Raw genomic sequence first — 11,056 nt, 5'->3', positions numbered from 1 at the left:
TGATGACCTCGGCGTTGATCGGCCCGGCGATGGCGATGGCAACCGCTTGCGGGATCGGTTCATCGATCATCTCGTCAAACGCCTCCCATGCGGTCTGGAACGACGCATGTTCGGCGGTTTTCATGGTGACGGGTTCGCCAAGCGAGACCACCCTGCCCTCTGCAACCTCCGCTAAAGCAAAGCGCGCATGGGTGCCGCCGATGTCGACGGTGACGAGCCGGGTCACAGCCCGGCCTCCGCCAGCATCGCCGATCCACCCTTTTCGGCTTCGTCGGCGAAATGACGCATGATGGCAAAAAGCTCGCGGCCCACGCCCGGTTCGGCAGGTGGTTGTTTGGCAGGTTCGCGCGCATCCCATTCGGCGGCATCAACCAGCGCTTCAAGGCTGCCTTTGTTGGCGCAGAGTCGGACGATATCGCCGTCGCGCAATTTGCCCAACGGTCCGCCCTTCACGGCTTCGGGGCTGATATGGATTGCGGCAGGCACCTTGCCCGAAGCGCCCGACATGCGGCCATCTGTGACCAGCGCGACCTTAAAGCCCTTATCCTGCAACACGCCCAGCGCCGGGGTGAGCTTATGGAGTTCGGGCATGCCGTTGGCCGCTGGCCCCTGGAAGCGGACCACGACGACAACGTCTTGATCGAGTTCACCTGCCTTGAAGGCGGTCAGCACTTCGTTCTGATCGCCGAACACGCGTGCGGGCGCTTCGATGGTCCAGCGTGCCTCATCGACCGCGCTGGTCTTGAATGTGCCGCGCCCGAGATTGCCCTGTACCAACCGCATGCCGCCATCGGGGGAAAAGGGGTGTGCAACGCCGCGCAAAATGCTGTCATCGCCTGATTGCGCAGGCGCGGCATCCCAGACCAACTTCTCGCCATCCATCCGCGGTTCTTGTGCGCCAGCCGACAGTCCGCCACCGTAGACGGTCATGATGTCGTCATGCGCGAGGCCTGCCTCGACCAGTTCGCGGATTACGAACGGCACCCCGCCCGCCGCTGCGAAATAGTTCACATCGCCCGCGCCATTCGGATAGACGCGCGCAATCAAAGGTACGACCGACGACAGCTCGTCCATATCCTGCCAGTCGACGATAATGCCTGCTGCCCGTGCTATCGCGGGGAGGTGCAGCACATGGTTGGTCGATCCACCGGTTGCCAGCAAGCCGACGACCGCATTCACAATCGCCTTTTCATCAACGCACTGACCGAATGGGCGGTAATCCTGGCCTTCCCAGCCGATCTCGGTAATCCGATGCGTGGCTGCACGGGTCAGTTCCTGCCGCAACTTGGTTCCGGGATTGCAGAAGCTGGAGCCGGGCATATGGAGCCCCATCATCTCCATCATCATCTGGTTCGAATTGGCGGTGCCATAAAAGGTGCAGGTGCCCGCGCCATGATAGGAAGCGGCCTCGGCCTCGAGCAGTTCTTCACGTCCGACTTTGCCCTCTGCATAAAGCTGACGAACGCGCTGTTTTTCCTTGTTGGCAAGGCCCGACGGCATCGGCCCGGCCGGTATCAGGATCATCGGCAGATGGCCGAAACGCAGCGCACCGATCAGCAGGCCGGGAACAATCTTGTCGCATAGACCCAAGAGCAATGCGCCCTCGAACATGCCATGGCTGAGGCCGATGGCTGCGCCCATTGCGATATTGTCGCGGCTGAACAGCGACAATTCCATCGAAAGCTGACCTTGCGTCACCCCGTCGCACATCGCCGGAACACCGCCTGCGACCTGAGCGGTCGCGCCTTTCTCGCGCGCCCACAATTTGATCTGTTCGGGGTAACGCCCGTAAGGCTGATGCGCCGACAACATGTCATTATAGGCGGTGATGATGCCGATATTCATCGCCTTGCCGCCACGGATCGCGGCTTTGTCATCACCGCTAGCCGCGAAGCCATGCGCCAGATTTCCGCAAGACAGCACATCACGATTGACCCCGGCATCTCGGGCGCGGGCAATCAAATCAAGATAGGCGGTGCGGCCGGGTTTAGAGCGTTCAATGATACGGTTGGTAACCGCCTCGACGACCGGATGAAGCTTATTCATGCCAGCTCACTCCATCGCGTTCGGCGAGTGCGATCGCAGCACTCGGTCCCCAGCTTCCCGCACCGTAGCTTTTGGGCTTAAGGCCGGTATCGGCCCATAGCTTTCGTATGGCATCGACCCATGTCCATTGCGCCTCAACCTCATCGCGGCGGACGAACAAGGTCTGGTCGCCTTCGATAAGGTCAAGCAGCAACCGTTCATAGGCGATGCGGCGGCGCGATCCTGCAAAGGCAGTGGTCAGCGACAGGTCGAGCGGAACCTCTCGCAACGTCACCCCGCCCCGATCAAGCCCCGGCTCCTTCGCCATCACCAGCAGGCGGACATATTCTTCGGGCTGCAGGCGAATGATCAACGCGTTCGCCTCCAACCTACCGCCGCGATCTTTGAAGATGTTATGCGGGACCGGCTTGAACTGGATCACAATCTCGCTGCGCCGCTCGGCCAGGCGTTTGCCGGTCCGCAGATAGAAAGGCACGCCTTGCCAGCGCCAATTATCGACAAAGGCCTTGATCGCGACAAAGGTTTCGGTGTCCGAAGGCTTGCCCAGATCGCTGTCATAGCTTTCGACCGGGGCACCCTTGACCGCACCTTCGCCATATTGGCCCGTAACGACATCGCCCTCCTGAACCGCGCGCAATGCGCGGAGAACCTTAACCTTTTCGTCACGGATTGCCGTTGAATCGAGATTGGCGGGCGGCTCCATCGCGGTGAGCGCCACCAGTTGCAGCATATGATTCTGCACCATATCGCGCAGCGCGCCTGTATCATCGTAGAAACCCGCACGCCCTTCAAGGCCGACGGTCTCGCTGACCGTAATCTGCACATGCTCGATCGCATTGGCGTTCCAAAGCGGCTCGAACAGCATATTGCCGAAACGCAACGCCATCAGGTTCTGTACCGTTTCCTTGCCGAGATAATGGTCGATGCGGAAGGTGCGGCTTTCGGGGAATACCGCGTTGACGGCATCGTTGATTGAGCGGCTGGAGGCCAGATCGTTACCCAGCGGCTTTTCTAAGCCGATGCGGACATTGTCCCCGGCAAGACCCGCCGCGTGCAGCCCCTTGATTGTCGGCTCGAAAAGGAAAGGCGCGGTCGACAGAAAGATCGAAAGCCCGCCTGAAATGTCGCCGATCTTTTCGGCGAGTGCCGCAAAGCCCTCGGGCTTGGAAGCATCGAGCGCCTGATAGTGCAGCCGCATGAGGAAGGCATCAATCTTGCCTTCATCCTTCCGGTCGTCTGGCAAGAATTCGCACAAGGCTTCCTTGGCAAAGCTGCGGAAACTTTCGTCATCATGCTCGCTGCGGGCAGTACCGAAGATGCGCAGATTGGACGCAATCAGCTCGTCAGAGTGCAGCGCGTAAAGCGAAGGCAGCAGCATCCGCCGCGACAGATCGCCGGTCGCGCCGAACAGCAAAAGGGTCTCGCTATGCTGGCTCATTTCAGTCCTTCTCCCAGCCGCATGGTCGCGCGCCTTCGACAACCATATAGCAGCGATGTCAAATGGCTAGGAGGGCCGCAATGCGTTTATTCGTATGTAACGCGATGCCCTAGGCAGTCACCACGCCGCGCTGGTCGGCCATGCCCATCGAAACAAGGATGGGGTCCGATGCCTGTCGTTCTTGAAATTCGGCCTTGCCCTTCAGTCCGCGCCAGCCGCAGGCGATCAGCGCCTGCGCAACCGGGGCACCCAAAGTGGTGCCGGGGCCGAGCACGGCGATACGATCAGGGCAAAATTCGCGCGCAGCAACCTGCACCGCGCGGGTGAAATCATAGGTTCGGTTGATCTGCGCGCCCAACGTATAATTGTAGATCGCCTCCGCATCGAACGCCTTGGGCGACCAGATCTTGCCGGTACCGTCGATGGCCGGAATCGCACCCTCGCCAAAATCCGCGACCGGGTTCGCCGCGTGGGCGAGCGGGACAATATGGTCGAGCAAAGGCGAATGGAAAGCCGCATGATAGTTGAGCTTCATCGGGAAACGGTCATCCTTGGGCAACCGCTCCATCAACCATTTCATGCCGGTATCGTCCGCAGCAAAGACGATCATTGCGCCTAGCCGGATCGAAACATGCACCGCGCGACCATCTTGTGTGGCTTCGGCGAGTATCGCATCAGCCTCAGCAGCCTTGGCCAGGTCGATACGCCAGTCGGCGTCGGCCAGCGACCAGACAACCTGGCCGCCCCGCCCCTTTTCGTGCATCAGGCCGCCCATGGTGTTGACCAGCCGCGAACCAGCGTCAAAATCGACCACCCCTGCGCAACTGAGCGCGAGATACCAGCCCATCGAGTTGCCGGTGACCGCGACGACCTCAAACCGGTCGCGATCAATCGCGGCAAAGTCTGCCAGCGCGCAGGCATAGATCAGCAGCGAAGCATTATCGCCGGGCATGTGCAGCGATGGGCTATATTTCTCAGCACCATCGAGCGCCGAAATCGTCTGCTGGCCAATACCAGCGCGATAGGCGTCGAGTTGCGCCACCTGCGCGCCGCCACCTGCATGATGGCGTTTCAGATAGCCAAGTTCGGTTGCATTATAGGTTCCGCGCCCGGGGCAGACGACAAGCAGTTTTTCCTTCATTTGCCTACCGCCTTCAGCGCCGCTTCGACAATCGATGCCTTGCTGGGCAAGGTCAGTTCCGCCGCCGGGCCCAATGCGATGAAACAGTCATCCGCAGTTAGACGGCTGCTGTCATTGCCACGCCCTGCCTCGGCAAAAATGGTCATCAACTTTTCCGACGGGCTACCTGCACGACGGCATTCGTCGACCACCAGAATTTTTTCCGCCGATGCCACCGCCTCCACGATGCCCGCTTCGTTAAGCGGGTGGAGCCATCGCAGATCGATGATGCGCAGGTCGACACCCTTGGCCCGCAATTCCGTTTCGGCCTGCCGCGACAGGAAATAGCCATTACCATAAGTGATTATGGCGAGGTCCTTGCCCGCGCCATGAACGCCCAGTTCGCCAAGCTGGATCGGTGTCGCGTCGGAAGGCGTGACATAGTTCGCGGTCCAGCCGCCATCGCCCGCCTCGGCCAGATCGGTGGTGTGATAGAGAGCAATCGGCTCGACAAAGACGATAACGCGGCCATCTTCATGGGCCAGCCGCACACATTCACGCAGCATGGCAGGCGCATCAGCGGCGCAGCTCGGCACAGCGACGATGATGCCCGGAATGTCTGTCAAAACCGCCAGGCTGTTGTCGTTGTGGAAGTGCCCGCCAAACCCCTTTTGATAGGGTAAGCCGGCGATGCGCACGACCATCGGGTTGCGATATTGCTGGTTGGAGAAAAAGCTGAGCGTTGCGGCCTCGCCGCGTATCTGGTCCTCGGCATTGTGCAAATAGGCAAGGAACTGGATTTCGGGGATCGGAACAAAACCATTATGCCCCATACCAATTGCAAGGCCCAAGATCGTCTGTTCGTCGAGCAGGGTATCGAACACCCGCGCTGCGCCGAATTTGTCCTGCAACCCTTGGGTCACGCCATAGACGCCACCCTTGCGCGCCACGTCCTCACCGAAGAGCGAGACGTTGGGATAGCGTTGCATCACATCCGCCAGCGCGAAGTTGATCGATTTCGCCAGCGTCACCGGCTTGGCAAGATTGCGGGCATCCTTGGCGAACAGGGCATCGCGCGCCTCTGCCGACGGCAATGCCGGCGAAGCCTTGCCTCCCACCTTGGGCGCAATCGGCGCCATGATAGCGTCATTTGTCGACAGGCGCGGTTTGGTCAGCGCCTCGGCGGCGACCCGTTCTACCCGCTGGCGCATCTCTTCATAACGTCCGACAATCTCCTCACGGCTCAGCCCACCATGCTGCAGGAGAATGCGTGCGCTGTGGAGCAGCGGATCCTGCGCCTCATTGGCCTCGATTGCCTCCAATGCCGAATAGCTCGCCTCTACGTCTGCCCCCGCATGCCCCATCAAACGCACCGTGCGCATGTGCAGGAAAACCGGCTTGCGACGGCTGCGCGCATAGGTAACCGCCTCCTCGCATCCTCGCAGCGCATCGAGCATGTCGACCCCGTCGCACTGGATATAATGCAGCGCAGGCCGATGCGCGAAATTCGCCTCCACCCAGCCACCAGGGGTGCGCACGGAAATGCCGATGCCATTATCCTCGCAGAGGAAAATCAGCGGCATGGGCAGATGCTGATAGGCGGCCCAGCAGGCCGAGTTGATCGCACCCTGTGAAGTCGAATGGTTGGCCGAAGCATCGCCGAACGAGCAGAGGATAACGGCGTCGTGGGGCAGCGCGGCATCGTCGAGTTTCAGCCGCTGCGCCATGCCAATGCTATGCGCCGCGCCGACGGCCTTTGGCAAATGCGAAGCGATGGTGCTGGTCTGCGGGGGAACAAAGGTTTGCGCACAACCCAGCACCTTGTGCCGCCCGCCCGAAATCGGGTCTTCAGCCGACGCTGCAAAGCTGAGCGCCATATCGTAAAGCGGGGTCAGCCCGCCCGCCTGCTTCTTGCGCTGGATTAGGAAGGCGGCGTCGCGATAGTGCAAGAAAGCCATATCGGTCTGGCGCGTGGTTGCCGCCATCGCAGCCGTGCCTTCATGGCCCGAGCTGCCGATCGAATAGAATGTCTTTCCTTTTGAACGCCTTGCCCAAAGGTCGAGATGTCGCGACATGATTTGGCTATCGAACAGGTCGACCAGTTGGTGCGCCGAGGGAACATGGAAATTCTGGTTGCTGCGTGATGTTGGCAAGTCGCCTGAGAGCACGCGCTTGGAGAAGCCTTCATCGATAATCGTGGGTCGGTCAAACATAGGCAAAAGCGTTTAGGCCGGTAACCCTGCCCTGACAATGGCAGGGTTTAAATGCTGCACCTATGCTGCAAAATTGCAACAGGCTGAAACTATTCTTAACCAGACGGTTAATAAGCTGGATCCCGCTATTTTGCGATTAATATTGCCCCGTTTCCCGATAACCCCAGGAGAATATCCCAGTACGGAAGCCACATAAAGCCCAGACCAGAAAATGGCGGGCCATTACGACACGCAAAAGGAGAGGTACATGCGTCGATTGAACAAGTTCGCGACCGCTGCGCTCAGCAGCACGATGCTCGCGACATTTGCCATTACTCCGGCCTATGCGCAGGATGCGCAGGCGGAGGAAGAAACCTACGAAAACGAACCCATCGTTGTCACAGCAACACTTCGCGAAGCCGATGTGCAGGATATTCCGATCGCGGTGACGGCGGTTGCGCCCGAGGCACTCGAGCGCCAGGGCATTGCCGACATCAAGACGCTGTCTTCAATCACGCCTAGCTTCAACATCCAGTCTTCGCAGACCGAAACGCAGGGTACCTCAATCAAGATCCGCGGCGTCGGTACAACCGGCAACAATACCGGCCTTGAAAGCTCGGTCGGTGTATTCATCGATGGCGTCTATCAATCACGCCCCGGCGTTGCCCTTGGAGACCTTGTCGACCTTGAGCGTCTCGAAGTTCTGCGTGGTCCACAGGGTACGCTGTTCGGCCGCAACACATCGGCTGGTGCCCTCAACATCACCACCAAACGCCCGAGCCTCTCGAAATTCGAAGGCTTTGCGAATGCTTCATATGGCAACTATGACTTCATGAACCTGCAGGCAGGCGTCAGCGCGCCGATCGCACAGGATGTTGCAGCAGTTCGTCTTTCGGGCACCTGGCGCAAGCGTGACGGCTATCTCAAGAGCTCGACCGGTGCGACCAGCAATGATCGTGATCGTTGGATGCTTCGCGGACAGCTCTATGCTGAGCCCAGCTCAGACATCAGCATCCGCATCCTCGCCGACTATTCAAAGGTCGATGAAAAATGCTGCGACGCAGTCATCCTTCGTGAAACCGAATTGCAGCCCTTCTTCGCTTTCCATGGCTTGACCAACGATGGCGTTGACCAGTCGGGCTTCAGCGCACTCAACAACCTGTCTACCAATGGCCAGCAGTTCCTGAACAGCGCCAAGCAATGGGGCGTTTCTGGCGAACTTAAATGGGATTTTGGCGGAGCGAAGCTGACCTCGATCACTTCCTATCGCGATTTCTCGTCTGAATCGAGCCAGGATGATTTTGTCTCGGTTCTGAATTACTCGGTTGGACGTCGCGGCGTCACCGCGCTACCGGGCTTGCCGAAAAACGGTGACAATATCCAAACCTTTACGCAGGAAATCCGCCTGCAGGGTACAGCTTTTGACGACAAGTTCGACTGGCTGATCGGTGGTTTCTACGGCAAGGAAGATATCACCGCGCAAGGCGTTATGACGCTGGGCAGTGATTTCCAGCGTGCAGTCAGCGCCGGTAACTTCGGTAGCGTAGCAGGTGTTAACCCGCTTTTCACTTTGACCGCCCTTGGTAATGGCGGGATTCCCGTCAACGCAGCGGGAGCCAATGCGGTTAATCTCTTTGATCAGGAAGCAACGACATTCTCGGTATTTACCCACAATGTCATCAGCTTTACAGATCAGTTCAGCCTCACACTCGGTGCACGCTATGTCGATGAGAAAAAGGTTGCCAGCTTTGACCAGCTTTCGGGTACCAATGGCGCGTGTCAAGCAAGCGTAAATGGCGTTTTGGGCGGGCTCGTCCCCTCTGCTTTGCGTGCCGGTCTTGTTGGCTTGAACTGTTTCCCGTTCGTGGCACCGGTAACCTTGACGGCACCGGCAGCGCTTGGTGGAGGATTGGCCAGCCGCCTGCTACCGCTGCCGCGTGAGTGGGCGGACACGTTCAAGGATGATGAGCTGACCTATACGGCGCAGCTTACCTTCAAGCCGAATGATGACTTGATGCTCTATGGCAGCTTCAGCCATGGCTTCAAATCAGGTGGTTTCAATCTCGATCCGACTGCAGCCAACCTCATCAACTCGGCGGCGGTTCTCGCCAGCCTCGGGACAGCAACACCGGTAGCTCCGATTTACGCCGATCCTCGCTTTGCATCGGAAAAGGTCGACGCATACGAAATTGGTGCGAAGGCTACCTTCGGTCGTATCAACGCGAACATCGCTTTGTTCCAGATGGATATGAGCGACTTCCAGGTGCTGGAATTCACCGGCGTACAGTTCACCACGTTCAACGTCGCGGGTGCCCGCTCGAGGGGCTTCGAAGTCGAAGTGTTCGGTCGCTTGCACGACTATATCAGTGTCAATGCGTCGGTTACCCATGCCAAGGCGCGGTATGACCAGAATTGTGGTGCTGGCGTAGCTGCAGCGAATCTGCCCTCGGTCTCGCTGCTTTGCGGACAGGACCTGACCAACGCACCGCGTTGGGCTGGGGTGACCGGTTTGACCTACGATGGCCCCCTCAATAGCTCGGGTTGGGGCCTCGTCGCCAATATGAATGTAAGCTATTCAGGTAGCCGCCGTACATCGACGCAGCATCTGGAACGCTTGTCTTCTGGCGCACTCGTACCTCTGCCTTTCGATCGTCAGGAAGATTACTTCAAGATCAACGCCCGCCTCGGCTTCACCGATCCAAGCGAGCGTTTCACCTTTGAAGTCTGGGGTACCAACCTTTCGAACGAAATCACGCGCGGCATCACCTCCAACACCCCACTGCGTGGTGGTGGTGGCACACGTTCGCGCATCGCGTTCGTCGAAGAACCCCGCATGTATGGTATCACCGTCCGCACCAAATTCTGATCCGGACGATAGTCAAAAGAAAGGGCCGGTCTCCATATGGAGGCCGGCCCTTCTTCTTATGCGGTTTGGAAATCAGCCGGTAACTACGGCTCCTCTCGAAACCAGAGTTTCTATGTCGGCTGCTGCCAGCCCGGCTTCTGCCAAGACGTCGGTATAATCGCCGCCGCGCGAAGCAATGGTGAAGCTGTCGGCCCGCGTTTGACTCGACAGGCGCGGGGCGATTTGCGGGTGCAGCCATTTGCCGTCCTTCACCACTGCCTTACGTTCGGCATTGGCCGGGTGCGAGGCGGCCTCGACATAATCGAGCACCGGCGTAACGCAGGCGTCGGTCAGCGCAAAAATCGCCTCCCATTCATCACGGGTCTTTGAGGCAAATACATCCTCTAGCATCTTGTGCTGTTGCGCCCATTTTGACTGGTCGTGCTGGCCGCCATAGGCTTCCTTGTCGATCGGCAGGCGCTCCATCATCGCCGCAAAGAATTGCGGTTCGATGCAGCCAACCGCCATAAACTTGCCATCGCTCGTTCCATAGCAACGATAGAAGGGTGCCCCGCCGTCGAGAAGGTTGCCTTCGCGGTTGGTGCGCCATTGGCCGAGCCCGGCCATGCCATGGACAAAGCTCATCAGGCTGTGCGTTCCGTCGATGATTGCCGCATCGACGATATTGCCCTTGCCGGTCGTCGCACGCTCGACCAGTGCTGCGAGAATACCTGTGACGAGGAACATCGTCCCGCCGCCGAAATCGCCCACCATGTTGAGCGGTGGCACCGGTGGCTGGCCCGCCTTGCCGATGGTGTTCAACACACCGGTCATGCTGATATAGTTGATGTCATGGCCGGCCATCTGGCTCCATGGGCCGGTCTGGCCCCATCCGGTCATGCGACCATATATCAGCTTTGGATTGACGGCGTGGCAGGCTTCGGGGCCTACACCCATCCGCTCGGTAACGCCTGGACGCAGACCTTCGATCAGCACATCGGCGCTCGCCACCATCTTGAGCAGCGCTTCGACCGCTTCGGGCTTTTTGAGATCAAGCATGATCGAGCGCTTGCCGCGACCATCCACCGCCTTCGGCAAAGCCGGGCCGGGACGATCGACAACGATCACATCCGCACCCATGTCTGCCAGCAATTGCCCAGCATAGGGGCCGGGACCAATCCCAGCCAGTTCAATAACCTTGATGCCGTTCAGCGGCCCTTTGCGAGTGGACATGCTATCTCTCCGTTTAATCGTTCGATTAAACAGCCATAACCTCAACGCAGCCAGCCGGCAAGCAGCCAGTTTGGGTTATCGGCTTTTGCGCCCCTCGATCAGGCTATCGACCACGCTGGGGTCGGCCAAGGTTGACGTATCCCCCAATGCGCCGAAGTCGTTTTCGGCAATCTTGCGCAAAA

Annotated in this window: 7 protein-coding genes; 1 reads left to right on the top strand and 6 read right to left on the bottom strand. The window is 59.1% G+C overall.

The window, feature by feature from the left end; all coding sequences use genetic code 11:
* The 5 genes from Q0239_RS05040 to Q0239_RS05020 all read right to left on the bottom strand — a co-directional run.
* The coding region (locus Q0239_RS05040) for a glucokinase (protein WP_298599350.1) at positions 1 to 226 on the bottom strand (226 nt) is incomplete at its 3' end.
* On the bottom strand, positions 223 to 2,046 hold the full coding sequence (gene edd / locus Q0239_RS05035) for a phosphogluconate dehydratase (protein ID WP_298599348.1): 1,824 nt from the start codon (positions 2,044 to 2,046) through the stop codon (positions 223 to 225). The genes edd and Q0239_RS05040, both read right to left, overlap by 4 nt.
* On the bottom strand, positions 2,039 to 3,484 hold the full coding sequence (gene zwf, locus Q0239_RS05030) for a glucose-6-phosphate dehydrogenase (protein WP_298599346.1): 1,446 nt from the start codon (positions 3,482 to 3,484) through the stop codon (positions 2,039 to 2,041). The genes edd and zwf overlap by 8 nt, the downstream gene beginning before the upstream one ends.
* Positions 3,485 to 3,593: 109 nt before the next feature.
* A complete protein-coding gene (locus tag Q0239_RS05025) occupies positions 3,594 to 4,625 on the bottom strand; it encodes an ACP S-malonyltransferase (RefSeq protein WP_298599343.1) in 1,032 nt (343 codons plus the stop codon).
* Positions 4,622 to 6,817, bottom strand: coding sequence for a thiamine pyrophosphate-dependent enzyme (locus tag Q0239_RS05020; RefSeq protein ID WP_298599341.1), 2,196 nt, complete (start codon positions 6,815 to 6,817; stop codon positions 4,622 to 4,624). The genes Q0239_RS05025 and Q0239_RS05020 overlap by 4 nt, the downstream gene beginning before the upstream one ends.
* A gap of 247 nt (positions 6,818 to 7,064) precedes the next feature.
* Between Q0239_RS05020 and Q0239_RS05015 the strand changes: the two genes are divergently transcribed.
* Positions 7,065 to 9,662, top strand: coding sequence for a TonB-dependent receptor (locus tag Q0239_RS05015; RefSeq protein ID WP_298599339.1), 2,598 nt, complete (start codon positions 7,065 to 7,067; stop codon positions 9,660 to 9,662).
* 72 nt (positions 9,663 to 9,734) lie between these two features.
* On the opposite strand, the gene Q0239_RS05010 is transcribed toward Q0239_RS05015, so the two are convergent.
* Entirely contained in the window at positions 9,735 to 10,874 is a 1,140-nt protein-coding gene (locus Q0239_RS05010) for a CaiB/BaiF CoA-transferase family protein (RefSeq protein WP_298599337.1), read from the bottom strand.
* Positions 10,875 to 11,056: the final 182 nt, after the last annotated feature.

Origin of the sequence: uncultured Sphingorhabdus sp., from assembly GCF_937872355.1 — a bacterium.
Taxonomy (GTDB): domain Bacteria; phylum Pseudomonadota; class Alphaproteobacteria; order Sphingomonadales; family Sphingomonadaceae; genus Sphingorhabdus_B.
This window is presented reverse-complemented; position numbering and strand designations above follow the sequence as displayed.

Coding starts and splice junctions, on each gene's coding strand:
- Q0239_RS05020 (WP_298599341.1), bottom strand. CDS start 6,817: ATGTTTGACCGACCCACGATTATCGATGAAGGCTTCTCCAAGCGCGTG.
- edd (WP_298599348.1), bottom strand. CDS start 2,046: ATGAATAAGCTTCATCCGGTCGTCGAGGCGGTTACCAACCGTATCATT.
- Q0239_RS05010 (WP_298599337.1), bottom strand. CDS start 10,874: ATGTCCACTCGCAAAGGGCCGCTGAACGGCATCAAGGTTATTGAACTG.
- Q0239_RS05015 (WP_298599339.1), top strand. CDS start 7,065: ATGCGTCGATTGAACAAGTTCGCGACCGCTGCGCTCAGCAGCACGATG.
- Q0239_RS05025 (WP_298599343.1), bottom strand. CDS start 4,625: ATGAAGGAAAAACTGCTTGTCGTCTGCCCCGGGCGCGGAACCTATAAT.
- zwf (WP_298599346.1), bottom strand. CDS start 3,484: ATGAGCCAGCATAGCGAGACCCTTTTGCTGTTCGGCGCGACCGGCGAT.